Here is a 23,959-nt window from a genome sequence, read left to right as displayed (position 1 = left end):
CGCCAACGTCCCACCTGGCGCGGAGCGGAGTCAATGCCCTGCGTTTGCAGGAAAGTTGCAGAGATCAGGACGGCTGGATGACCCAGTCAGGGTGCGCCTCGGCGAACGCGTCGAGCCGGTCCGCGCGCGCCGCCTCGAACAGCGCCGTCGAAACGGGGTCGAGCTGCTCGTACGCCGTGCCGTTGCGGTTCGCGGCGTTGAACTTCCCGCCGTTGGTCCGCAGCATCGTCACCGCGTCCGGCCGCAGCCCGCGCAGCAGGAGCAGCCAGTCGCCGACGGACCGGCCGTTGCCGTCGAACGTCAGCGACTCGCCGACCGCCGTCAGCGTCCGGTTCAGCGCCAAGGGACTGGTCAGCACGCCGGCCGACGTGACCCGGTGCGCCAGAGCCGTGATCAGCTGCTGCTGGTGCCGCTGCCGGCCGTAGTCGCCGTCCGGGAGGAGCTCCCGCTGCCGCACATAGTCCAGGGCCTCCCATCCGGCGAAGTGCCGGCAGCCCACCTCGTACACCTGCGGCCTGGCACCGGCGATGCGCTCCGGCCGGAACGTCGGGGGGATCAGCCGGAACGGCGCGGTCTGCCTGCCGGCGGCGTCCCACCCGATGTGCACGGACACGGTCTGCGTGTCGACGCACAGGTCGACGCCGCCGACCGCGTCGACGATCCGGCGCAGCCCGGCGAAGTCGATGATCGCGCCCGCGTCGAACGCGAGGCCGGTGAGGCGCCGCACGGTCGTGGCGAGCAGCGCGAACCCGCCGGCCCGCCCGCCCTCCCGCGACCCTTCGGCGAACGCGGCGTTGAGCTTGCCGGTGCCGTGCCCGGGGATCTCCACCCGCGTGTCCCGCGGCAGCGACACCAGCCAGGCCCGGTCGCCGCCCGCCGACACGTGCACCACGATGATCGAGTCGGCCCGCGCGCCGGCCTGGTCCTCGCCGGGTCGCGCGTCGATGCCGACCAGCAGGATGTTGCGCCCCGGCTGGTCCGACGCGGGGAAGGGCGACGGACGCCCGGAGCCGCCGACCCGGGGCGCCGACTCGATGGTGATCTCCCGCGGCGGCGGCCGGTCTCTCGCCGCGTCGCCGAGCAGCTCCATCTGGTCGACGGTGCCCTCGTAGTGCCGCCACGCGACGGTACCGCCGCCGCCGAGCACGACCAGGGTGGCGGCCGTGACCAGAAGCCCACGCCACGTCACGACGTCCCCATCGGCCGCGCGGCGGCGCAGATGAGGAGTCCTCAGGTGTCCTCAGGAGTCGCGGTAGCCGTACCGGTGCCGCAGCGGCACCGTGACGGCCCCGGTGAGCCGCCGGTGGCGCGGCGCCATCCCGGTCGTCCACTCGTCGTCCAGGCGCAGCCGCACCGGCCCCGACCGGAACCGGACCGGGTTGCCGGACACCTGGTGGGTGCGGTGCGCGAACAGCTCACCGCGGTCGCCGACGGGCACCGCGGCCGCCGGGACGCCGCTGAGCCGGGTGACCGCGCGCAGCGTCGCGTCCGGTGCGGCGATCAGGTCCTCGTAGCGGAACCGCAGGTACGGCAGGGCCGCCCGGCGGGCGATCCGCTCGGTCGCGAGGTTCCACGCCGACCAGTACAACGCCGTGCACGCCGGGTGCATCCGGGGCATCAGCTCGCCGTTCGGGGCGTCCGGGTCCTCCTTGTGCCGCTGCCACGAGTACGCGACGGCACGCGGGTCCCGCACGATGTGCGCCACCCGCACGTCCAGGCCGGGCGCCTGCAGCAGCGCCGTCAGGTAGGACGGGAACTTCGAGGAGTCCACGACGACGTCGGCGCCGCTGACCTTCGCCACGGCACGGTACAGGTCGGCCAGGACCGTGTAGTACCAGCGCAGCTCCCCGGCGTCGGGCGGATGCGTGGGACGCAGCAGCAGCCCCGGCAGGTGCCGGGTGCGGAAGCGGCGGGACGCCTCGTCGAGCTCGCGCAGCTCGTCGTCGTCGGGGACGCGGCCGAACGCCTCGTGCAGCACCTCGACCCAGAACTCGCAGGAGCGCAGCGGCGTGCCGCAGCTGCACCGCCGGTTCTGCAGCAGGCCGCGTTCCCACAGGAACTTGATCTCACCGACGCCGACGAGGCCCGGCACCTGGTCGAGCATCCCCTCGGCGAGGGTGCTGCCGCTGCGCCCCCACCCGGCGAGGTACAGCACGCGGGTGGGTGGCGGCGAGTCGGTGTGCACCTTCGTCCAACGTTTGGCCGCCATCGCGGGTTACGACCGGCTTCGCCCGTTTTGCCGGAACAGTGGCCGCCCGACCACGTGGTGGGACGCATCCCTGGATCCTGGAAACCGTCGCCCGTGCCGTGCTGAGGCGCGGCAGCCGGCGGGTAGCCTGGTCCGACGCGCGCTTCGAACCGTGATCACGGGGTAGTGACCACCGGTCGGCGCGAGATCGTCTTTTGACTTGAGAGGTTCAGATGTCCGACCTTGCTCAGATCGGCGTGACCGGTCTCGCGGTGATGGGACGTAACCTGGCCCGGAACCTGGCCCGCAACGGATACGCCGTCGCCGTGCACAACCGTTCCTACGAGCGCACCCGCAAGCTCGTCGACGAGTTCGGGCACGAGGGCACGTTCGTGCCGAGCGAGTCGATGGCCGACTTCGTCGCGTCCCTGGCCCGGCCCCGCGCCGTCATCATCATGGTGAAGGCCGGCGGCCCCACCGACGCCGTCATCGACGAGCTGGTCCCGCTCCTGGAGCCCGGCGACATGATCGTCGACGCGGGCAACGCCCACTTCGCCGACACCCGCCGCCGCGAGCAGGCGCTGCGCTCGCACGACCTGCACTTCGTGGGCACCGGCGTCTCCGGCGGCGAGGAGGGCGCCCTCCTCGGCCCGTCGATCATGCCGGGTGGCTCGCCGGAGTCGTACCAGACGCTCGGCCCGATGTTCGAGAAGATCGCCGCCGTCGTGGACGGGACGCCGTGCTGCGTGCACATCGGCCCCGACGGCGCCGGGCACTTCGTGAAGATGGTCCACAACGGCATCGAGTACGCCGACATGCAGCTCATCGCCGAGGCGTACGACCTGCTGCGAGCCGGCATCGGCGCCACCCCGGCGGAGATCGCCGACATCTTCCGCACCTGGAACACCGGCGACCTCGAGTCCTTCCTCATCGAGATCACCGCCGACGTCCTCGGCCACGTCGACGCCGACACCGGCAAGGCCTTCGTCGACATCGTCCTGGACCAGGCGGAGCAGAAGGGCACGGGCCGCTGGACCGTGCAGAGCGCCCTGGACCTGGGCGTGCCGATCACCGGCATCGCCGAGGCCACCTTCGCCCGGTCCCTGTCCGGCCACGCCGACCAGCGCGCCGCCGCCCGGTCGGCTTTCCCGTCCACCACCGAGAGCCTGACGGTCACCGACCGGGACCAGTTCATCGAGGACGTGCGGCTCGCCCTCTACGCGTCGAAGATCGTCGCGTACGCGCAGGGCTTCGACCACATCGAGGCCGGCAGCGCCGAGTTCGGCTGGGACATCGACCGCGGCGCGGTCTCCACGATCTGGCGCGGCGGCTGCATCATCCGCGCCCGCTTCCTCAACCGCATCCGCGAGGCCTACGACGAGAACCCGTCGCTGAAGAGCCTCATGGTCGCCCCGTACTTCGCCGACGCCGTCAACTCCGGCGTCCCCTCCTGGCGCCGGGTCGTGGTCGCCGCCGCCCAGGCGGGCATCCCGACCCCCGCGTTCTCCTCGTCCCTGGCGTACTTCGACGGCCTGCGCGCCGAACGCCTGCCCGCCGCCCTCATCCAGGGCCTGCGGGACAACTTCGGCGCCCACACGTACCGCCGGACCGACCGCGACGGCACCTTCCACACCCAGTGGGCCGGCGACAAGAAGGAACACACCGCCTGACGCCGTTCCCCGTGATCCGGAAGACTTATTGCCGCTGGAGCGACAACATCTCTTCCGGATCACGGGAGCGGCCGGCGGCGGCCACCACCGCGCCGGCCAGGGCGGCCGCCGCCGTCATCGCGAACGCGGTCGCGAACGACCCGCCGCCGCTCAGGACCAGCGTCAGCACCGCCACGGTCACGGCCCCGGCGAGGTACTGCGACGTGGTCAGCACCGACCCGGCCGCCGACTGGTGCTCGGCCGGGACGTCGCGCCCACCCAGGACGAACATCGCGGTGTAGATCATGCCGTGGGCGAAGCCGCTGAGCAGCAGCCCCGGCAGCAGCCCGGCGGCGTAGGAGCCGTCCGTGGCCAGGGCCAGCCAGCCCAGCCCGAGCGCCGCCAGGGCGAAGCCGGCCGAGAGGACCGTGGGGGAGCCCAGCCGGCGCACCGCCCGGCCGGTGACCGCGCTGCCCACCGTCACCAGGGCGGCGAGGGGCAGGAACGCCAGACCCGCGAGGAGCGGGGAGTAGCCGCGCGACGACTGCAGCAGCAGGGTCACCACGTAGAACTCGGAGCCGACGCTGGCCATGTACAGCGCCGTCGCCGCCGCGCCCACCCGCAGGCTCCCGATCCGGCGCAGCGACGGCTCGACGAGCGGCGTCCGGGACCGGCGCTCGTGCACCGCGAACCCCACCCCGAGCAGGACCGTGAGCACGACGGCCGAGACGGTGACGGGAGCGGTCCAGCCGCTGGTGCCGGCGAGGGTGAGGCCGAGGACCGCGCCCAGCGCCGCGCCGGTGCCGAGCAGCGCGCCCGGCAGGGGGATCCGGGCGCCGCCGCGCAGCGAGGACCGCAGCCAGATCGCGCCACCCACGGCGCACAGCACGGTCACCGGCACGTTGACGTAGAACGTCCAGCGCCACGACGTGCGGGTGAGGACGCCGCCCAGGACGACACCCGCGGCCAGACCTGAGGCGCCGACCGCACCCCAGACCGACAGCGCCCTCGACCGCACCGCGAACAGGGTGCCCAGCAGGCCCAGGATCGCCGGCTGCAGCAGCGCCGCCGCCGCGCCCTGCGCGAACCGGGCCGCGAGCAGCACCCCACCCGACGAGGCGAGCCCACCGGCGACCGAGGCCACCCCGAACGCGACCGTCGCCGCCACGTAGAGCCGGCCCGCGCCGACCCGGTCGGCGATCCGCCCGCCGAGGAGCAGGAACCCGGCGAACGGCACCGCGTAGGCGCTCACCACCCACTGCGCTGCCGCGAGCGAAAGGCCCAGGTCGGCCGCGATCCCCGGCAGTGCCACGTAGACGATCGAGTAGTCCAGCGCGAGGAGGAACTGGGCTGCGGACATCAAGGACAGCAGGAGCAGCGGCATGACCGGATCATCGGAGGTTCACACTGGTGTGAAGGTCAAGGAGGAGTGAGCATGCGCATAGGTGAGTTGTCCCGCCGGACGGGTACACCTGCCCGTCTGCTGCGCTACTACGAGGAGCAGGGCCTGCTCACTCCGGCGCGGCGGGACAACGGCTACCGCGACTACGCCGAGCACCTCGTCGACCGGGTGCAGCAGATCCGCGGGCTGCTGGACGCCGGGCTGCCGACCCGGGTGATCCGGGAGGTGCTGCCGTGCACCGACAACCCGTGCACGATCACGGTCTCCGACGCCAGCGAGGAGCTCATCGCCCTGCTCGCGGCCGAGCGGGACCGGATGGACGCGCGGATCGCGTGCCTGGCGCGCAACCGCGACGCCGTCGCCGCGTATCTGCGGAAGGTACAGGACAACCTTTCTCCGGACCGGCGTCGTTGACCGCCCGGGAGGGCACCTGGTGGAGGACTTCGAGACGTACGTGAGCGCGGCCTGGCCCCGGCTGCTGCGCTCGGCGTGGCTGCTGACACACGACTGGCACCGCGCGGAGGACCTCGTGCAGACGGTCCTCGCCCGGGCCTACGGGCGCTGGCCGCGGATCCGGGACGGCGCGCCGGACGCGTACCTGCGCGCGATGCTCGCCAGCACGTACCTGAGCTGGTGGCGCCGCAAGTGGCGGGGTGAACTGCCGACGGGGGACCTGCCGGAGCGCCCGTCGGGCGGGGGTGAGCTCGAGGGGGTCGAGCTGCGCCACCTGCTCGCCGGTGCCCTCGCCCGCCTACCGAGACAACAGCGGGCGGTGCTGATGCTGCGCTTCCACGGCGACTTCACCGAGGCCGACACCGCGCGGGCCCTCGGCCTGAAGCTCGGCACCGTCAAGTCGCACACGGCACGCGCCCTCGCGGCGCTGCGCCACGACCCGCAGCTGCGGGCACTACTGGTGGAGGGGGTGGTCCGATGAGCGATGACACGAAGGTGATCGATCTCCTGGAGCGGGCGGTCGCGGAGGTGCCGCCGACGCTGCTGCGGCCGCCGCACGCCGCGATCCGCCGCCTGATCCGCCGGCGCCGCGCCACCCGCCTGGGCGCCGTGGCGGTGACCGCCCTCGCCGCCCTGGCCGGGTTCGCGGCGGTGCGCCCCGGCGGGACGCCGCCGCGACCGGTGCCGGCGGCGCCGGCCGCCCTGCCGACGGTGCCGGGCGTGCCGTGGCACACCGCGCGGATCGACCGCACCGGCACGAGGATCACCGTGTACGCCATGCCGCTGCCCGGCAAGTGCGTCGAGCTGAACCCGGCCGGTGACCGCGCCGACCGGTCCGGCCGCGCCGTGTCGGTGTTCCTCGCCGGCGTCTACACCGGCTGCGCCGACGACAGCGCCGTCGCCGCGCGGACCTTCGAGCTGCCCCAGACGGTCGGCGACCGGGCCGTCCTGGACGCGCGGGACCCTGCCGGGCAGCGGGTCGTGTTCCGCGACGCGGAGCTGCCGGACCTGGCGGGCGGCTGGGCCGAGCAGCCGCCGGTCTGGCAGAGCCCGGGCGGCGCCCTGCTCGCCCTGCGCTACACCCGGCAGGGCGGGCCGGAGGTGCGGATCTACGCGTTCCACTGCGGGTGCGAGGCCCGCGACCGGCTGCCGCCCGACCGCACCCTGAGCGTCGACGGGCACACCGTGGACCTCTACGACCGCCCGGGGAGCCCCGCCGCCGGCTGGTGGTCGGAGCGCGGGCAGGTCCGCTTCCAGCTGGTGGTCGCCGGCCGGGCCGTCGAAAATTCCGAGTTCGAGCAGATCGTGCGTGGTATGACCTGGTCGTGACCACACCCCTCACCCAGCCCGCCGCCGAGCCCGTCGTCGAGGTGGCGACCCCCGCGCACCGTGCCGCGGTGGTCGCCACCGTCGTCGCGGCGTTCGCCGCCGATCCCGCGTTCCGGTTCTTCTGCCCTGACGACGCCACCTACCCCGACGAGGCGGCCGCGATCGCCGGTGGGCTGTTCGACGCCCGGGTCGGTCTCGGCACCGTCTGGGTCGCCGACGGCGGCGCGGCCGTCGCCATGTGGGACGGGCCGGACGCGCCGCCGTCGGGTCACGCGCCGACCGGGCGGTTCGCGGTGTACGAGCACGCCGTCGCCGCCGCGATGCCGAAGTATCCGCGCTGGTACCTCGGCGTTCTGGCGTCGCACCCGGAGCACCGCGGCCGGCGCCTGGCCCGCGCCGCGATGGCACCCGCGCTGGAGCGTGCCGCCGCCGACGGGTTGCCCGCGCTGCTGGAGACCTCCAATCCCGGCAACGTCGAGGTGTACCGCGGTGCCGGGTTCGACGTCGTCGAGCGCCTGACGGTCGACGACCACCTGCCGGTGTGGATCATGCGTCGCGCGTAACGCGGCGCTGACCTGGGGAGAGCGCTCCCCGTCCACGGAATATCAGGCTTTGTCACTGCTCCACGCAGCGTCGAACGCCCGTGAGCTGCTGGTAGTCGATGTTTGGAGAGCGCTCTCCCATTCCGGCGGAGGCATTGACACGATTCGAGCAAGGGTTCACAGTGACCGGATGAGAGAGCGCTCTCTCATCCCTCCGCAACACACTGGTCACCCGAGCGACATGAATGGAGCTCCCTATGCCTTGGTCGGCACCCGCCCCCGGCCATCGACGTCTCTCACGATTTACGACCGGCCGGCGCACCCTGCGCGCCGGCGCCATCGCCACCGCGGTGGCCGCGATGCTGTGCACCTACATCGTCGTGGTCGTGACCCGGGCCGACGCCGCTGAGACCCTGCTGTCGCAGGGCAAGCCCACCACCGCGTCGTCCGTGGAGAACGCCGGCACCCCCGCCACCAGCGCCACCGACGGTAACGGTGGCACCCGCTGGTCCAGCGCCGCCAGCGACCCGCAGTGGATCCAGGTAGACCTCGGCGCCACGCAGACCCTCACCCGCGTCGCCCTCAACTGGGAAGCGGCGTACGCGACGGCGTACCAGATCCAGACCTCCGCCAACGGGTCGACCTGGACGAACGTCTACAGCACCACCACCTCCACCGGCGGTAACCAGAGCCTGACCGTCAGCGGCACCGCCCGGTACGTGCGGGTCTACACCACCGCCCGCGCCACGCAGTACGGCGTCTCGCTGTGGGAGTTCCAGGTCTTCGGCGGGTCCACCACGCCCGGCCAGTGCAGCACCGCCAACGCCGCCCTCGGCAAGGCCGCCAGCGCCTCGTCGACGGAGAACGCCGGCACCCCCGCGGCGTCCGCCTTCGACGGCAACCTCGGCACCCGCTGGTCCAGCGCGGCAGGCGACCCGCAGTGGGTCCAGGTCGACCTCGGCTCCACGCAGGCCGTCTGCGGCGTCACGCTCAACTGGGAGGCGGCGTACGCGACCGCGTACACCATCCAGCTGTCCACGAACGGCACCACCTGGACGACGGTGCACACCGCGACCGGCTCGACCGGTGGCGTGCAGACGATCCCGGTCAGCGGCAGCGGCCGCTACGTGCGGATGAACGGCACCGCCCGGGCCACCCAGTGGGGCTACTCGCTGTGGGAGTTCCAGGTCCGCGTCAACGGTGTGCCGTCGACGTCCAACGACGTGCCCGGCAGCCCGAGCAACAGCCCGAGCCAGCCGAGCAGCAGCCCGAGCCAGCCGAACGGCAACAACGTCCTGCTGTCGTACAAGAAGCCGGCGTTCGCGTCGACCTCGCAGAACGACACGAACTGCAACCCGTGCACGCCGGACAAGGCGTTCGACAACGACCCGGCGAGCCGCTGGGCGACCAACCCGACGGGCGGCTGGGTCGACCCGGGCTGGATCTACGTCGACCTCGGCGCGACCGCGCAGATCAAGCAGGTCGTGCTGCAGTGGGACCCGGCGTACGCCGTGTCGTACCAGATCCAGACCTCGGCGGACGCGACCAACTGGACGCCGATCTACACCACCACGACCGGCAAGGGCTACCGCGAGACGCTGACGGTCAACGGCTCCGGCCGCTACGTGCGCATGTACGGCACGCAGCGCTCCAACGGCTACGGCTACTCGCTGTGGGAGTTCAAGGTCTTCGGCACCGGCGGCCAGCCGGTCCAGCCGCCGGCGAACCCGGCCGACCCGATCTTCCCGGCGACGAACCTGGTGTGGTCCGACGAGTTCAACACCGGCACCAACGTCGACACGTCCAAGTGGACGATCGACCCGGGCACCGGCCAGAACGGTGAGATCCAGTACTACACGAACCTGGAGAACACCTCCATCCAGGGCGGCTCGCTGGTCATCGAGGCCCGCAAGCAGACCCTCGGCGGCCGCGACTACACCTCGGGCCGGATCAACACCAGCAACAAGTTCTCCACCCAGTACGGCCGCGTCGAGGCCCGGATCAAGGTCCCGAAGGGCAACGGCCTCTGGCCCGCGTTCTGGATGATGGGCACCGACTTCCTGACCGGCCGCCCCTGGCCGTACAACGGCGAGATCGACATCATGGAGATCCTCGGCCGCAACACCAACGAGATCTACTCGACGCTGCACGCGCCGGCCTACAACGGCGGTGGCGGCTACGGCCAGAAGATCACCACGGTCGACCTGTCGCTGGACTACCACGTCTACTCGACCGAGTGGGACAGCACGAAGATGACGTTCCGCGTCGACAACCAGGTCATCCTGGTCGCCAACAAGGACACCGTCGAGACGACCCGTGGCCCGTGGGTCTACGACCACCAGTTCTACCTGATCCTCAACCTCGCGGTCGGCGGTGACTTCCCGGGCCCGATCGACGCGACCACGCCGTTCCCGTCCCGGATGTACGTCGACTACGTGCGGGTCTACAAGTGAGCGGCCAGCGGAGCGGTTGGGCCGCTCACCATGGGTGCAGTATTGGCTCAGGCCGGCGCTGGAGCGCAGCGGAGGCGACGGCATGAGCGCCCGGGTCCTGGGGAGGGGCCTGACCAGGAAGCTGCTGGTCGGGTTGGCGCTCACCGCACTGGTCGGCACGTACGCGGCCACCCGTGGCGTCGCCGACGCCGCGGAGGTCCCGATCTCGCAGGGGAAGCCGGTCACGGCCTCCTCGGCCGAGAACGGGGGGTCGTCGGCGGCCAACGCCGTCGACGGCAACCCCGGCACCCGGTGGTCGAGCGCGTTCAGCGACCCGCAGTGGCTGCAGGTCGACCTGGGCGCGCCCGCCACGATCACCCAGGTGGTCATCAACTGGGAGGCCGCGTACGCCCGCGACTTCACGATCCAGACGTCGGCCAACGGCACCTCGTGGACGACGATCAACACCACCGTCAACGGCACCGGTGGGGTGCAGACGCTCAACGTGTCCGGAACCGGGCGGTACGTGAAGCTCAACACCACCCGCCGGGCCACCCAGTACGGCGTGTCGCTGTGGGAGTTCCAGGTGTTCGGGACGGGTGGGAGCACGCCGCCCACCAGTAACCCGACCACCATCCCGCCGGGTGCGGTCCGGGTGGCGGAGTTCCTCGCCGACTGCCCGTTCAGCCACCGGCTGCCGGACGACCCGATCGTCTTCCCCGGCCTGCCCGGCGCGTCGCACATGCACAGCTTCTTCGGCAGCACCGTCACCAACGGCAACTCGACGGTCGACGACCTCGCCAACGGCCCCAGCAACTGCAACCCGGCCGTCGACAAGTCCTCGTACTGGGTGCCGACCCTGTACTGGGACAACAACCCGGTCGAGCCGGTGATCACCACGTTCTACTACCTCGGTGAAGGGGTCAGCGACGCCGTGCGCGAGCAGACCCAGTCGCTGCCCTTCGGGCTGCGGATCGTCGCCGGCAACGCCAAGGCGACCGCTCCCGACGCGACCACCATCTCCCGCTGGTCCTGCCTGCACCACAACGAGGCCGGCGCGGGGAAGGACTTCATCAACTGTCCGGCCGGCTCGATGCTGGAGTCGTACCTGGACTTCCCGCAGTGCTGGAACGGGCGCGACCTGGACTCGGCCGACCACAAGAGCCACATGGCCTACCCCGTCAACGGCGGCTGCCCGTCCACCCACCCGGTGCCGGTGCCCAAGTTGCGGCAGGTCCTGCGGTACCCGGTGAACGGTGACCCGGCGCGTATCCGGCTCAGCTCGGGCCGCGGGTTCACCATGCACGGCGACTTCTTCAACGCCTGGCCGCAGGCCGAGATGGACCGCCGCGTGTCGTACTGCATCCGCCTGAAGGTCAAGTGCGGCGCCGACGGGCGCGCGTAAGTATCTAGGAACCGGCCGTGGATGGACGTGCCTGTGCCGCCGTCCATCCACGGCTCCCTTTTCTCACCGCGCGGGGGCACGATCTACCGTGAGACTCATGACGGGCAGCGAGACGCGACCACCGACCCTCGAGCAGGTCGCCAACTATGCCGGGGTGTCCCGCGCCACGGTCTCCCGCGTGATCAACGGGGTGCAGACCGTCGACCCCGAGCTGCGGCGCACCGTCGAGCGGGCGATCGCCGCGACGGGCTACGTGCCGAACCTCGCGGCCCGCTCCCTCGTGACCCGCCGCACCGACTCCATCGCCCTCGTGGTGTCCGAGCCGGAGAACCGCGGCTACGAGACGCCGTTCCTCACGCGGACCTTCACCGACCCGTACCTGGGCCGGGTCACCGCGGGCGCGCAGGAGGTCCTCCGCCCGCTCGGCATCCACCTGGTCATCTTCCTGGCCGACCCGCCGGCCCGGGAGCACGTCATGCGGTATCTGCGCCAGGGCCACGTCGACGGCGCCCTGCTCATCTCCAGCCACGTCGACGACCCGCTCCCGGGTCAGCTCGTCGACCTCGGCGTCCCCTGCGTCCTGTCCTGCCGCCCGGGCCGGCCCGTGCACACCAGCTACGTCGACGTCGACCAGCGCGCCGGCGTCCGCATGGCCGTCGACCGCCTCGCCGCACTCGGCCGCCGCTGCATCGCCACCATCACCGGCCCGCTCGACATGCCCGCCGCCCAGGACCGCCTCGCCGGCTTCCGCGCGGCGGTCGCCGCCAACGGCCAGGCCGAGGCCCCCTACGTCGAGGGCGACTTCACCCGGGGCGGCGGCGAACGCGCGGCCCGCGCCCTGCTCGCCTCGCACCCCGAGGTGGACGGCGTCTTCGTCGCCAACGACCTGATGGCCGACGGTGCGCTGCGCGTCATCCAGGAGGCGGGCCGCACCGTCCCGGGCGACGTGGCCGTGATCGGCTTCGACGACAGCACCGCCGCCCTGGAGTGCCACCCCCAGCTGAGCACCGTCCGCCAGCCGGTCGAGGAGATGGCCGGCGAGATGGCCCAGCTCCTGCTCACCCGCATCCGCGAACCCGGCCGCTCCCCGCGCTCCGTCATCTTCAACCCGGAACTCATCCTCCGCGCCTCCGCCTGACCGCCGTCGACAGGCTGCCCGGGATGAGCTCCCCTGTCCCGGGGCTGCCGCGTGCGGGTGCACCGCGCCGGCTGCGCGCCGGCTGGGGCCGGATCGTAGCGTGGTGCGGGTCACATCGCGGGCATCCGCGCCGTGCGATAGTTCACCGGCGGAATGTTTGACTCGGCAGCTATGTTCCAGTGCCTGTCAGACCCAGGAAGCTTGGAGCGTGTGCCATGCAGTTCGGAGTGTTCACCGTCGGTGACGTCACCCAGGACCCGACGACCGGCCGGGTGCCGACGGACGCGGAGCGGGTCAAGGCGATGGTGACGATCGCGCTGAAGGCCGAGGAGGTCGGGCTGGACGTGTTCGCGCTCGGCGAGCACCACAACCCGCCGTTCGTGCCGTCGTCGCCGACCACCATGCTCGGCTGGATCGCGGCCAGGACCAGCAAACTGCAGCTGTCGACCGCGACCACGCTCATCACCACCAACGACCCGGTGAAGATCGCCGAGGACTACGCGATGCTGCAGCACCTGGCCGACGGCCGGGTGGACCTCGTGATGGGGCGCGGCAACACCGGGCCGGTGTACCCGTGGTTCGGCCAGGACATCCGCAACGGCATCGCCCTGGCTGTGGAGAACTACGCGTTGCTGCGCCGGCTGTGGCGCGAGGACGTGGTGGACTGGGAGGGCAACTTCCGCACGCCGCTGCAGGGCTTCACCGCCACCCCGCGCCCGCTGGACGGCGTGCCGCCGTTCGTGTGGCACGGGTCGATCCGCAGCCCGGAGATCGCCGAGCAGGCCGCCTTCTACGGCGACGGCTTCCTGGCCAACCACATCTTCTGGCCGAAGGAGCACACCCAGCGCATGGTCGGCCTGTACCGGCAGCGTTTCGAGCACTACGGGCACGGCTCCGCCGACCAGGCGATCGTCGGGCTCGGCGGGCAGGTGTTCATGCGCAGGAACTCGCAGGACGCCAAGCGGGAGTTCCGGCCGTACTTCGACAACGCCCCCGTCTACGGGCACGGCCCGTCGATGGAGGACTTCACCGCGCAGACCCCGCTGACCGTCGGCAGCCCGCAGGAGGTCATCGACAGGACGCTGTCCTTCCGGGAGTACGTCGGCGACTATCAGCGGCAGCTGTTCCTCCTCGACCACGCGGGCCTGCCGCTGAAGACGGTCCTGGAGCAGCTCGACATCCTCGGCGAGGAGGTCGTGCCCGTGCTGCGCAAGGAGTTCGCCGTCGGCCGCCCCGCCCATGTGCCGGACGCCCCCACGCACGCGTCCCTGAAGGCTTCTCTCGTGGAGGTTGACGCATGAAGCGCCTCGTGGTGATCACCGGCGGGATCGGTAGGCCGTCGTCGACCCGGCTCCTCGCCGACCGGCTCGCCGCCGCGACCGTCCGGGAGCTCGGCGTCGACACCGACGTGCGGGTGGTGGAGCTGCGCGACCACGCGCACGCGATCACCGACCACGTGCTGACCGGCTTCCCCGCGCCCGCGCTCAAGGACGTCATCGACGCGGTCGCGGCCGCCGACGCGGTGATCGCCGTGTCGCCGATCTTCAACGCCTCGTACAGCGGGCTGTTCAAGTCCTTCTTCGACGTCCTCGGCGACGACGTGCTCACCGACAAGCCGGTGCTGCTCGGCGCGACCGGCGGCACCGCCCGGCACTCCCTCGCGCTGGAGCACGCGCTGCGGCCGCTGTTCACGTACCTGCACGCGGTGGTGGCCCCGACCTCGGTGTTCGCCGCGACGGAGGACTGGGCCGCCGGCGGCGACGCGACCCTGCACCGGCGCATCGACCGCGCCGGGCGGGAGCTCGCGGACCTCGCCGGCCGCCGGGAGTCGCCGGTGGTGGCGGACCCGTTCGCGCTGACCACCTCGTTCGACGCGCTCCTGTCGGGCCAGGGGCGCGCGGTCACCGGCGACCTGCGCCTCTGACGCGCTCCGCACCTGGAGACCGGGACGACGGTTGATCGTCCCGGTCCGGGGAAGTCCGCCGCGAACGACCAGCCGACGGACAGGAACCAGCAGCGGATGGACACGGACGACCGGCGGACCGGCACGGCGATCGAGGAACACTGGCGCGCGTCGGAGGCGGGCGACCTCGAGGCGGAGCACGCGATCTACGCCGACGACGCGATCCTCGACTACCCCCAGTCGGGTGAACGCTTCCGCGGCCGCGCCACGATCGCCGCCCAGCGCGGCGCCCACCCCGCCGACCGGCACTTCACCGTCCTGCGCGTCAGCGGCGGCGGCGCCCTCTGGGTGAGCGAGGTCGTCATCACCTACGACGGCGCCCCGGCCCACTCGGTGAGCATCATGGAGTTCGCCGGCGGGCGGGTCACCCACGAGACCCAGTACTTCGCGTCCCCGTTCCCGGCCCCGCCGTCCCGCGCGGCGCTCGCGGAACGCATCCCGGCCTGAGCGCTAGCGCCGGCGGGCCGTGCGGCGCCGGGCGGCGGACCTGGCCTTCGCCTTCGAGGCCTTGGCCTTGCGGCGCGGGACGGTCGCCCGCCAGCGGCGCTGCCGGAGGATCTTCTCGAACCGTTCGACGAGCCGCTCCCGCTCCTTCTTCGTGCAGCCGAGGTCCTCGGGCTCCAGGTGGGCGATGCGGTCGGCGATGACGGCGGCGGTCGCGTACCGCGCCCAGGTCGGCTTCTGCCGGGCCAGGTGCCGGGCGTACGCGGCGAGGACGTAGCGGGCCGGCGGGTAGTCCGCGAGCGTCGTGCCCTGCGCCGAGCCGTCGGCCATCGCCCGCAGCAGCGCCCCCGTGTGGTCGACGAGCTCGTCGTCGGCCTCGTCGGCGATGATCGCGGCGTGCAGGTGGGCGGCGGTCGCGACCGCGCCCGCGATGACCGCGTCGAGGTCGTCGCCGGCGCACGCGTGGCGCAGCAGCCAGTCGCGGACCTCGGGCAGGACGGCGACGGTGCACAGCGCCTCGACGGCGTGGACGCGGCCCCAGCCGGTGGTGCGCGCGGCGAGCCACAGCAGCGCCTCGACGCCCGCGTCGCCACGCTGGCGCAGCGACTCGACGGCCAGGGCGCCGAACTCCGCGGACAGCAGCCCGATCGTGCGGATCAGCTCGATGTCCTTGTCGGAGACGGTCGCCTCGGTGCCGAGCAGGGCCAGGCCGACGGCCACCTCGCGCCGGTCCACGCCGAAGCGCACCAGCCAGCGGCCGGTCCGGCGGACCCGTTTGCGCCCGGCGCGCAGCGCGGCGGCGGCCACGTGCTCGTTGTCGGTCGCCGGCACGTACACCTTGTCGAACGCCCCGATGAGCGCTCTGGGCGCCGCGGCCGGCGAGGCGAAGTGCGCGTCGAGGATGGCGGCGACGTCCGCGCCGACCCGCCGCGCGTCGCGGCCGATCGGGGTGCGGGGGCGCTGGTCGTCGGGGAACGGCTCGCCACCTGCGGGCAGCGGGTCGTCCTTGCCCTGGCGGTGCAGCAGCACCGCGTGGTCGTGCAGCCGTTCACGGATCATGCCCGCAGATGGTGTCACACCGCAGGTCACATGACGAGACGCAGTTTTCTTGCGGCGACGCCGATCGTGACCCGCTGCCCCCACGACAGGTCGAGGCGGTCGGCTTCGAGGCCGTCGGCGAACACGACGAGGCCCTCGCCCTCGCTCGTCAGCTCCAGGGTGCCGGTGCCGTCGAGCCGGCCGCTGGTGAGCGTGACGCCGGTCGCCGGGGACGGCCACGCCTCACGGACGAACCAGGTCAGCGCGGACTCGCCGGGCGCCGGCGGCACCGGCGCGTCCGATCGTTGCCGGGCGATGGAGGAGCACCATCCGGTGGCGCCGGTGCCCGTGCCGGCGACGACCCCGGACGAGGAGTGGCGCTCCCTCGAGCCGTCCGATGTGGACAGTGTGTAGCGCGCCGACTGGTGCGTGACGTGCCCGAAGTAGACCTCGTTGAGGCCGAGGAGCTCCTGGCCGTCGTCGAGCGTCGCGGACACCATCGTCCTGTCCTGGACCGGGAGGCCGGGCAGGTCGCGCAGCAGCTCCCGCAGGGCTCGCGGCGGGTGGCGCACGAGCACGCCAGGGTTCCTGTCGGGTGCGGGGTCGACCCCGATGACGGGCTGACCGTCCAGGTACTTCGCCACGTTCGCGACGAGACCGTCCTGGCCGACGGCGACGATGACGTCCTCGGGTGCGAACAGGAAGCGCGACAGGTCGCCGCGGTCGAGGTGTCCGCGGCGCCAGTCGGCGGGCACGGCCGCGCCGGCGGTGGTGAGCGCCGCCTGCTGCGCGGCGTGCCGGGCGGCGACGTCGTCGAGGTCGCGGCCGCGCTGGCGCAGGAAGTACGCGGCGGCGGCGCGGGTGCCGTGCCGGGCGAGGAGCTCGTCGAGCTCACTGCGCCGCGACACCAGCACCACGCGAGGAGCGAGGGTGCTCACGACGGTCCTGCCCATGCGCTCATGACATGCGTCCTTTCCGATGTGTTGTCCGTGCTCCGGAGGACCTCGTGCGGCTGTTGGTGCACAAGGTCCTCCGGATCACGGGTTCGGTCAGCCCGGCCGGCGGCGGACGGTGCGGCGGTGGCGGGCGCGCAGGGTCCGGTGCGGCAGGGACCAGCGGCGGGCCATCACGGACCGGCTCGAGACGGCGATCATGCCGGCCCGCCGAGCGCGCGGCCGCCGAGCCGGTCGACGAGACCGGTCAGCACGTCCGGGGTGACCGTGAGCTGGCCGATCTCGGGCAGGTTCCCGGCGAGCTCGCGCAGCGCGAGGGCCTGCAGGACGGCGGGCGCCAGGTCCCGGTACGCCGCCAGCCGCGCGGCCTCCGCCTCGGCCTCGGCGAGCCCGACGGCCCGGACCCCCTCGGCCCGTGCCTCGGTGCGGGCCCGGTCGGCGTCCGCCTCGGCGGCGGCGGTGAGCCGGGCCCGCTCGGCGTCGGCGACGGCCGTGACCTTCGAGCGCTCGGCGGCGGCGGTCGCCGCGACCTGCTCCCGCTCCGCCACGGCCTGCGCCGCGACCAGGGCCGCCGCGGCGTCGACCTCGGCCTTGCGGCGGGCGTTGGCGCCGTGCTGCTCGACCAGCTGCTGCTCGCGGCGGGCCAGCTCGATCCTGCTCTGCAGCTCGTTCTCAGCGATCGCGCGCTCCTGCTCGACGGCGCGGGCCCGGCGGGCGTACGTGGCCCGGTCCGCGTCCTGCTGCACCGCCTCCCGGGTCGGGGTCTGCAGCGCCCGCTCCAGGTCGGGCTCGGGGCGGATCGCGACGACGCGGGCGCTGACGACGCTGACGCCGGTGTCCGTGAGGCGCGGGTCGCCGCTCAGCGCCTCCGCGACCGCCTCCCGGACCGGGGCGATCCCCGCGGTCAGCGCGTCGGTGAGCGACAGCCGCGCCAGCAGGTCGATGGCGGGCTGCTGGGCGAGCTCGGCGAGGAGGGTGGCGACCTGGTCGAGGGGCTGCGCGCGCCACGTGCCGGCCCTCGGGTCGACGGAGAAGTCGAGGCGGGAGGCCGCCACGTCGGGGGCGCTGATCCGATACGTCACCGTCGCCTGCACCGTGACGTCGGCGAAGTCGGCGGTCCGCGCGTGGAACAGCAGCGGCAGCTCGCGGTCGTCGACGGGCACCTCGGACAGCACGGCGGTCAGCTGCCGGTAGTAGAACGACTGGCCGACGCCCTCGTGCCGCACCTTGCCCTTGACGTGGTGGCGGACCCACGAGGTCGGCGCGCCGCGCAGGTGGCGCAGGAAGAAGCGGGTGGTCACGTCTGCCATGTCGGCCCCCTGGATGAGTTATCGTCTCATTGACGATATACGTCGTCACACTTTCTCGTCAATGTGGTGATAAATACATGACGTTCGCCGTGACCGTCGACCTGGTGATGCTGACGATCCGCGACGGCGCGCTCAGCGTGCTGCTGATCCGCCGGGCGATCCCGCCGTACGAGGGCGGCCGTGCGCTGCCCGGAGGCTTCGTGCTGCCGGAGGAGGACCTCGCCGACGCCGCCGGACGCGAGCTCGCCGAGGAGACCGGGCTGCCCGCGGAGGCGGCGGCCGCGGGCCACCTGGAGCAGCTCGGCAGCTACGGCGCGCCGGACCGGGACCCGCGCGGGCGGGTCGTCACCGTCGCCTACCTCGCCCTGGTGCCGGACGCGCCGTCACCGCGGGCGGGCAGCGACGCCGCCGCCGCGGACTGGGTGCCGGTCGAGGGGCTGCCACCGCTCGCGTTCGACCACGAGCGCATCCTCGCCGACGGGGTCGAGCGGGCCAGGGCGAAGCTCGAATACACGCCCCTCGCGGCGGCGTTCTGCCCGCCGGAGTTCACGATCGCCGAGCTGCGGCAGGTGTACGAGGCCGTGTGGGCCACGAAACTCGACCCCCGCAACTTCCACCGGAAGGTGACGTCCACCGACGGGTTCGTCGAGGCGACGGGCCGGTCCACCGCCGGCGAGCGGGGCCGCCCCGCGCAGCTGTTCACGCGTGGGGCGGCCCCCGTGCTGCACCCGCCGCTGCTGCGCCCGGACCAGAGCCGTCAGTTGCCGGCGCTCTCGTAGCGGCGCAGTCCCCGCGAGAAGACGAACCATGCGACGGCGGCGCAGTAGACGGCGACGAGCGGGGTCAGCAGCCCCACCCACGCCGAGCCGCCGCCGAGCACGAGCGTGACGGGGAAGAAGCTGACGAACGCGAACGGCAGCGCGAAGCCCAGCGCCGCCTTGAGCGCCAGGGGGTAGATCGACAGCGGGAAGCGGGCCAGGTCGCCGACCTGGTGCACGGCGAACGCGAACAGCGGGCTCGGGCTCTGCATCCAGAAGGACACCGAGTTCGTCGCGAGGTTGATGGCGACCTTGATGGCGATCGCGGACACCAGGACCACCACGGCGAGCGCGATCCGGCCCGCGGACCAGGCGATGGGCAGGTGGGTCAGGGCACCGCCGAGCATCAGCCCGCCGGTCACGATGTTCGACAGGCCGTTGATCCCGATCTGCATGCTGCTGACCTGCAGGAGCACCGGATACGGGCGGACCATCATGTAGTCGAGGTCGCCCTGGTTGATCTGCCAGGCCAGGTTCCACATCCCCTCGAAGAACAGCGACCCGACGCCCTCGGCGATCGCCACCATCGCGAACATCGCCACGACCGCCCAGAACGACCAGCCGTTGATGTGCGGGACCTTCGCGAAGATCGCCGCGAGGAAGGCGACGTTGACGACCTGCATGACGACCGTGCCGACCATCATGATCCAGAAGTCGCTCTCGTACTCCAGCAGCGAGCGCAGATGGGCGCCGAGCAGCCGGACGTAGAGACGGATCGTGCGCATCGCTCAGCCCCCGTTCACGGTCAGCCGGCGCAGCCCCCGCCGGAACAGCAGCCGGGCGCCGGACCACATCGCGAGGACCCAGCCGAGCTGGGTGGCGACGAGCAGGACCGCGTGCGTCCCGGACGCCTGCCCGATGAAGATCAGCGCCGGGGTGGAGGTGAGCCCGGCGAACGGCGACCACTGCGCCGCGGTGGACAGCCAGCCCGGGAAGAACACCAGCGGCACCAGCGCACCGGACAGCAGCCCGGTCAGGGCCTGCCGGGCCCACAGCACCCCGACGAAGTTCTCCGTCCAGAAGCAGGCCAGGGTGCTCAGGTACGACACGGCGAACTTCAACGGCACGATCAGGACCATGCTGCCGGCGAACAGCGCCAGCATCGGCCCCGGCGGCATGGCGAGGGCCCCGCCGACCGCGACGGTGACGCCGACGACGGCCACGACGGCCACGGCCTCGATCCACACCCCGCCGACCGTCTCGGCGAACCGGGCCCGCTGGTAGTCGACGGGTTTCACCAGGTCGAGCGCGACGAGCCCGGACCGGATCCGGTGCGACATGCGGAAGTCGACGAACGTGCCGACGAGGGTGCCGGAGGCGAACGCGACGACCAGGTACGCGCGCATCTGCGGCCACGCGAACCCCCCGACCGGGCCGTCCTTGAGCAGCACACCCCAGACGGCGAGCAGCGCGATGAGCTGGAACGCGACGCCGCCGAGGGACAGCAGGAAGTTGCCGCGGTACGCGAGGGCGCTCAACGCCGCCGCCCTCGAGTGCGCGAGGTAGGGCTTCATCGCTGCAGCACCAGCTCCCCGCTGTACACCCGCCGGATGACGTCCTCGATGGACGGCTCGTCGACGCTGAAGTCGACCAGGCCGGCCAGGGGCGCGAGGGCCGCGACGACGTGCCCGGCGGTCATCGTGAACCGGTCGAAGCGCACCCCGAACTGCAGCGGCGTCTCCCCGGCCTCGATCGCCGCCCCGGGCAGCGCGGCGCGGACGTCGTCGAGCGGCACGGCGGTCTCGGTCTGCACGTTGAGGATCCGCTCGCGGGCGAACGCGTCCTTCACCGCCTCCAGGTCGCCGTCGAAGATGATCCGGCCCTCGTCGATGATGACGAGCCGCCGGCAGAAGCCCTCGATGTCGCCGAGGTCGTGGCTGGTCAGCATGACGGTGGTGCCCTCGTCGCGCACGGTGCGGAAGAACTCCCGCACCCGGTCCTTCACGGCGAGGTCGAGCCCGATCGTCGGCTCGTCGAGGTAGACGACCGGCGGGTCGTGCAGCAGCGCCGCGGCGAGGTCGGCCCGCATCCGCTGCCCGAGCGACAGCTTCCGGCCGAGGACCGGCAGCACCTCCCCGAGCTCGAGGACGTCCTCGAACCTGGCCATGCGCTTGCGGAACGTGCCGTGGTCGATGCCGTAGACGTCGCGCAGCACCGCGAGCGACTCGGACACCGGCAGGTCCCACCAGAGCTGGGTCCGCTGCCCGAACAGCACCCCGATCCTGTGCGACATCGCGATGCGGTCCTTCTGCGGCGACAGCCCGTCGATGCGGACCTCACCGGACGTCGGCACCAGGATGCCGCTGAGCAGTTTCACCGTCGTGGACTTGCCCGCGCCGTTGGGTCCCACGTACGCGACGGCCTCACCGGCCTCGATCGTCAGGTCGACGTGGTCGACGGCGGTCTTGTCCACGAACCGCCGCACGAAGAGATGTTTGACGGCCCCCCGCAGCCCCGGATCCTTGTCCGGCCTGCGGAAGACCTTGGTCAGTTGCCGAGCCTCCACAAGTGCCATCGATGGAGCCTAGTATTTCTTCGGGACGTGTATTAACCCGTTTTCCGCTCCTTGCCCGCGCTTGCGTGTGCGCCGCCTCACGTGGTGGATCGTGCCGGCGCCCGGCAGCGGTCCGCGGCACGGACCGCCGGCCGTGGGTGGTCCCGGCTAGGGCGCCTCGGCGGTCAGCGAACCGGACGGGGTCGTGGACGCGCCGGACAGGAACTTGGGGTGCTTGCTGCGCATGGTCGAGATGACCAGGTCGTAGGGCACGTCGTCGAAGTCGCCGTAGAACTTGAGGAACTCCATGTGCCGGCTGCCGTCGCCGTCGAACGGGTGGTGGAGGCTGTCGGCGCGGCCGTCGAACTCCAGCGGTGCCATGCCGTACAGCTTGCACAGCAGCTTGTTGAACACCGGCGTGGCCCTGACCCACCGCCCGTCCAGGTGCACCGTGGTCAGGCTGTGGAAGAACACGTCGCCGCCGACGAGGTCGCGCAGCCGGGGCGAGGCGAGGTGGTTGCGCACGTCGCCGTAGGTGATGCGGCTGGGGATGCCGGCCGCGCGCACCGCGGCCGCGTACACGATGGACTTGTGCATGCAGAAGCCGCGGCCGCGGCTGATGACGGCGCTGGCGGTCAGGCCGGCGCGGCTCAGGTCGGCGTGGTAGACGTCGTAGTGGATGCCGTCGCGGACGGCGTAGTAGAGCCGGACCGCCTTGTCGATGCCGGTGGCGCCCTCACCCAGGCCTGCCAGGGCCTTGCCGACGAAACCGGCCACGACGGGGTGGTCGTGGTCCAGGAACTCGGTGGGCTCGGTGAGCGCCGTCAGGTCCGCCGTCACGGCACGAGACTCCTCTCCGGACGCGGCGCCGCGTCCAGTGGCCGGTGCAGGCCCATCAGGGCGGCGAGCCGTTCCCGTTGGATCTCCGACGTGCCGGAGTAGATCGTGCCGGACACCGAGTTGCGCAGTTCCTGCTCCAGCCCGTACTCCGTCGTGTAGCCGTAGCCGCCGAAGATCTGCACGGCGGCGAGGGCGGAGCGCACGTTGCTCTCGCTGACGATCAGTTTGGTGCGGGCGACGTCGGCGGTCACGGTGCGGCCCGCGGCCAGCTTGCGGGCGGTCGTGTAGAGCCACATGCGAGCGGTTTCCACGTCGGTGCCCATGTCGACGATCCGGTGCGAGATCGCCTGGTAGCGGCCGATGTGCTCGCCGAACTGCCGCCGGGTGCGGGCGTAGGCGACGCAGCGGTCGAGCCGGTGCTGCATCTCGCCGAGGTTGACGACGAAGCCGCAGAGGATCTCCCACTGCATCACCGCGTCGAGGATGAGCAGGCCGGCGCCCTGCGAGCCGACCATGTCCGCGCGGGGCACCCGGACGTCGTCGAGGAACAGTTCGGCCAGCGGCGAGGTACGCAGCCCCATCTTGCCCACCGGCTGCCCGACGCTGAGGCCTGGCGTGCCGCGCGGCACCAGGAAGGTGCTGATCGCGGCCGGGTTGCCGAGCTTGCCGGTGCGGGCGTAGACGAGGATGACGTCGGCGATCGGCCCGTTGCTGACGAACGCCTTGCTGCCGTTGAGGACGAAGTCGTCGCCGTCGGGCACCGCCGTGGTCCGCATGGGGGTGATGTCCGAGCCGCCGGCCGGCTCGGTGACGGCGTGCGCCCCGATGATGCTGCCGGCGCAGACGTCCGGCAGGTACCGCTGCTTGAGCCGCGCCGACCCGAACCGGTGCAGGGCCACCCCGGTGCTGACCAGGTGGGTCACCGCGGAGAAGTTCAGGCCCCCGTCGCGGCACGCCGTGCCGAGGGCTTCGAGGGCGTACATCGTGGTCGGCAGGTCCTGGGCCAGTCCGCCGTACTGCTCGCCGAACGGCAGCCCGAACAGGCCGAGCTCGGCGAGCCGCTTCCAGCCCTCGGTGTCGAACGTGCCCGCCGCGTCGCGGTCGACGTGGTCCGAGCCCAGTGTCGCGGCGACCGCGAGCACGCCGTCGTGCAGCTCCTGTTGTTCCTGGGACCAGAGCATCTCAGTACTGGGAGAACTCGTCGGCGTCCAGCGAGTGCCGCTCGTCGCCGATCAGCGGCGGGTTGAACACGCTGATCAGTTCGAGCTCGCTGTCCGGGTCGGCGATGAGGAAGTGCGCGTCGTGCTCGTCGAGGGCGTAGAGGACACCGGGGGTGAGCTCGTACTCCTGGCCGTCCGCGGTGACCACCCGTCCCGTACCGCGGATGCACAGGCAGGCCTCCAGGTGCCGGCGGTACTGCAGCCGCGACTTGGTGCCCGGGCGCACCGTGGTGTGACAGACGGTGAAGCCCATCTTGTCGGCCTCGAGCAGGTAACGGCGGCTCAGGCCGTTGCCCCAGTCGACCGTCTTGGCCTGGCTCTGGTCCCGGACGATCATGGTC

At 72.3% G+C, this 23,959-nt stretch carries 24 protein-coding genes; 12 read left to right on the top strand and 12 right to left on the bottom strand.

The window, feature by feature from the left end; genetic code table 11:
* Positions 1 to 64: 64 nt before the first annotated feature.
* Both ABZS58_RS11200 and ABZS58_RS11195 read right to left on the bottom strand, forming a co-directional pair.
* Entirely contained in the window at positions 65 to 1,189 is a 1,125-nt protein-coding gene (locus ABZS58_RS11200; protein WP_354780075.1) for an LCP family protein, read from the bottom strand.
* 51 nt (positions 1,190 to 1,240) lie between these two features.
* On the bottom strand, positions 1,241 to 2,209 hold the full coding sequence (locus ABZS58_RS11195) for a sulfotransferase (protein WP_354780073.1): 969 nt from the start codon (positions 2,207 to 2,209) through the stop codon (positions 1,241 to 1,243).
* A gap of 212 nt (positions 2,210 to 2,421) precedes the next feature.
* On the opposite strand from ABZS58_RS11195, the gene gndA reads away from it, so the two are divergent.
* A complete protein-coding gene (gene gndA, locus ABZS58_RS11190; protein ID WP_354780071.1) occupies positions 2,422 to 3,858 on the top strand; it encodes an NADP-dependent phosphogluconate dehydrogenase in 1,437 nt (478 codons plus the stop codon).
* 25 nt (positions 3,859 to 3,883) lie between these two features.
* On the opposite strand, the gene ABZS58_RS11185 is transcribed toward gndA, so the two are convergent.
* Positions 3,884 to 5,221 carry an MFS transporter gene (locus tag ABZS58_RS11185; RefSeq protein WP_354780069.1) on the bottom strand — a complete coding sequence of 446 codons (1,338 nt, stop codon included), beginning with the start codon at positions 5,219 to 5,221 and terminating at the stop codon, positions 3,884 to 3,886.
* Between the two features lie 51 nt (positions 5,222 to 5,272).
* Between ABZS58_RS11185 and ABZS58_RS11180 the strand changes: the two genes are divergently transcribed.
* The 10 genes from ABZS58_RS11180 to ABZS58_RS11135 all read left to right on the top strand — a co-directional run bounded on the left by ABZS58_RS11180 (position 5,273) and on the right by ABZS58_RS11135 (position 14,948).
* Positions 5,273 to 5,653, top strand: coding sequence for a MerR family transcriptional regulator (locus tag ABZS58_RS11180; protein ID WP_354780067.1), 381 nt, complete (start codon positions 5,273 to 5,275; stop codon positions 5,651 to 5,653).
* Positions 5,654 to 5,672: 19 nt separating this feature from the next.
* A complete protein-coding gene (locus ABZS58_RS11175) occupies positions 5,673 to 6,173 on the top strand; it encodes a SigE family RNA polymerase sigma factor (protein ID WP_354780065.1) in 501 nt (166 codons plus the stop codon).
* Complete coding sequence (locus ABZS58_RS11170) at positions 6,170 to 7,021, top strand: hypothetical protein (RefSeq protein WP_354780063.1); 852 nt, start codon at positions 6,170 to 6,172, stop codon at positions 7,019 to 7,021. Before ABZS58_RS11175 ends, ABZS58_RS11170 begins: the two co-directional genes overlap by 4 nt.
* Positions 7,018 to 7,584 (top strand): GNAT family N-acetyltransferase, encoded by a 567-nt coding sequence (locus ABZS58_RS11165; protein ID WP_354780061.1) that lies wholly within the window; start codon positions 7,018 to 7,020, stop codon positions 7,582 to 7,584. The genes ABZS58_RS11170 and ABZS58_RS11165 overlap by 4 nt, the downstream gene beginning before the upstream one ends.
* A gap of 236 nt (positions 7,585 to 7,820) precedes the next feature.
* The gene (locus ABZS58_RS11160) at positions 7,821 to 10,016 is read left to right on the top strand and encodes a discoidin domain-containing protein (RefSeq protein ID WP_354780059.1); all 2,196 of its coding nucleotides are present in this window, start codon (positions 7,821 to 7,823) and stop codon (positions 10,014 to 10,016) included.
* Positions 10,017 to 10,098: 82 nt separating this feature from the next.
* Entirely contained in the window at positions 10,099 to 11,400 is a 1,302-nt protein-coding gene (locus ABZS58_RS11155) for a DUF1996 domain-containing protein (RefSeq protein ID WP_354780057.1), read from the top strand.
* A 97-nt stretch (positions 11,401 to 11,497) separates the two neighbouring features.
* Complete coding sequence (locus ABZS58_RS11150; RefSeq protein ID WP_354780055.1) at positions 11,498 to 12,538, top strand: LacI family DNA-binding transcriptional regulator; 1,041 nt, start codon at positions 11,498 to 11,500, stop codon at positions 12,536 to 12,538.
* Between the two features lie 215 nt (positions 12,539 to 12,753).
* On the top strand, positions 12,754 to 13,839 hold the full coding sequence (locus tag ABZS58_RS11145; RefSeq protein ID WP_354780053.1) for an LLM class flavin-dependent oxidoreductase: 1,086 nt from the start codon (positions 12,754 to 12,756) through the stop codon (positions 13,837 to 13,839).
* Positions 13,836 to 14,462, top strand: coding sequence for a CE1759 family FMN reductase (locus ABZS58_RS11140; RefSeq protein ID WP_354780051.1), 627 nt, complete (start codon positions 13,836 to 13,838; stop codon positions 14,460 to 14,462). Before ABZS58_RS11145 ends, ABZS58_RS11140 begins: the two co-directional genes overlap by 4 nt.
* Before the next feature lie 96 nt (positions 14,463 to 14,558).
* Positions 14,559 to 14,948, top strand: coding sequence for a nuclear transport factor 2 family protein (locus tag ABZS58_RS11135; RefSeq protein WP_354780049.1), 390 nt, complete (start codon positions 14,559 to 14,561; stop codon positions 14,946 to 14,948).
* Positions 14,949 to 14,951: 3 nt separating this feature from the next.
* Here ABZS58_RS11135 and ABZS58_RS11130 read toward each other — a convergent pair whose 3' ends face one another.
* The 3 genes from ABZS58_RS11130 to ABZS58_RS11120 all read right to left on the bottom strand — a co-directional run bounded on the left by ABZS58_RS11130 (position 14,952) and on the right by ABZS58_RS11120 (position 18,246).
* Positions 14,952 to 16,004, bottom strand: coding sequence for a hypothetical protein (locus ABZS58_RS11130; RefSeq protein WP_354780047.1), 1,053 nt, complete (start codon positions 16,002 to 16,004; stop codon positions 14,952 to 14,954).
* Between the two features lie 26 nt (positions 16,005 to 16,030).
* Positions 16,031 to 16,936: a hypothetical protein gene (locus ABZS58_RS11125; RefSeq protein WP_354780045.1), complete on the bottom strand. Its 906-nt coding sequence runs from the start codon at positions 16,934 to 16,936 to the stop codon at positions 16,031 to 16,033.
* Between the two features lie 197 nt (positions 16,937 to 17,133).
* Positions 17,134 to 18,246: an SPFH domain-containing protein gene (locus ABZS58_RS11120; RefSeq protein ID WP_354780043.1), complete on the bottom strand. Its 1,113-nt coding sequence runs from the start codon at positions 18,244 to 18,246 to the stop codon at positions 17,134 to 17,136.
* A gap of 77 nt (positions 18,247 to 18,323) precedes the next feature.
* Between ABZS58_RS11120 and ABZS58_RS11115 the strand changes: the two genes are divergently transcribed.
* Positions 18,324 to 19,025 carry an NUDIX domain-containing protein gene (locus ABZS58_RS11115; protein ID WP_354780041.1) on the top strand — a complete coding sequence of 234 codons (702 nt, stop codon included), beginning with the start codon at positions 18,324 to 18,326 and terminating at the stop codon, positions 19,023 to 19,025.
* Here ABZS58_RS11115 and ABZS58_RS11110 read toward each other — a convergent pair.
* The 6 genes from ABZS58_RS11110 to ABZS58_RS11085 all read right to left on the bottom strand — a co-directional run bounded on the left by ABZS58_RS11110 (position 19,004) and on the right by ABZS58_RS11085 (position 23,955).
* Positions 19,004 to 19,789, bottom strand: a complete 786-nt coding sequence (locus tag ABZS58_RS11110) for an ABC-2 family transporter protein (RefSeq protein WP_354780039.1) — start codon at positions 19,787 to 19,789, stop codon at positions 19,004 to 19,006. The genes ABZS58_RS11115 and ABZS58_RS11110 overlap by 22 nt on opposite strands.
* Before the next feature lie 3 nt (positions 19,790 to 19,792).
* Entirely contained in the window at positions 19,793 to 20,578 is a 786-nt protein-coding gene (locus tag ABZS58_RS11105) for an ABC-2 family transporter protein (protein WP_354780037.1), read from the bottom strand.
* Positions 20,575 to 21,579 carry an ATP-binding cassette domain-containing protein gene (locus ABZS58_RS11100; RefSeq protein WP_354780035.1) on the bottom strand — a complete coding sequence of 335 codons (1,005 nt, stop codon included), beginning with the start codon at positions 21,577 to 21,579 and terminating at the stop codon, positions 20,575 to 20,577. The genes ABZS58_RS11105 and ABZS58_RS11100 overlap by 4 nt, the downstream gene beginning before the upstream one ends.
* A gap of 147 nt (positions 21,580 to 21,726) precedes the next feature.
* Positions 21,727 to 22,398, bottom strand: a complete 672-nt coding sequence (locus ABZS58_RS11095) for a transglutaminase family protein (RefSeq protein ID WP_354780033.1) — start codon at positions 22,396 to 22,398, stop codon at positions 21,727 to 21,729.
* Positions 22,395 to 23,579, bottom strand: a complete 1,185-nt coding sequence (locus ABZS58_RS11090; protein ID WP_354780031.1) for an acyl-CoA dehydrogenase family protein — start codon at positions 23,577 to 23,579, stop codon at positions 22,395 to 22,397. The genes ABZS58_RS11095 and ABZS58_RS11090 overlap by 4 nt, the downstream gene beginning before the upstream one ends.
* A gap of 1 nt (position 23,580) precedes the next feature.
* Positions 23,581 to 23,955, bottom strand: coding sequence for an ectoine synthase (locus ABZS58_RS11085; protein ID WP_354780029.1), 375 nt, complete (start codon positions 23,953 to 23,955; stop codon positions 23,581 to 23,583).
* Between the last annotated feature and the right edge of the window lie 4 nt (positions 23,956 to 23,959).

Source organism: Dactylosporangium sp. NPDC005555, assembly GCF_040605635.1.
GTDB lineage: Bacteria > Actinomycetota > Actinomycetes > Mycobacteriales > Micromonosporaceae > Dactylosporangium.
The sequence above is the reverse complement of the archived record's forward strand: the minus strand, read 5'-3'. Positions and strand labels throughout refer to the sequence as shown.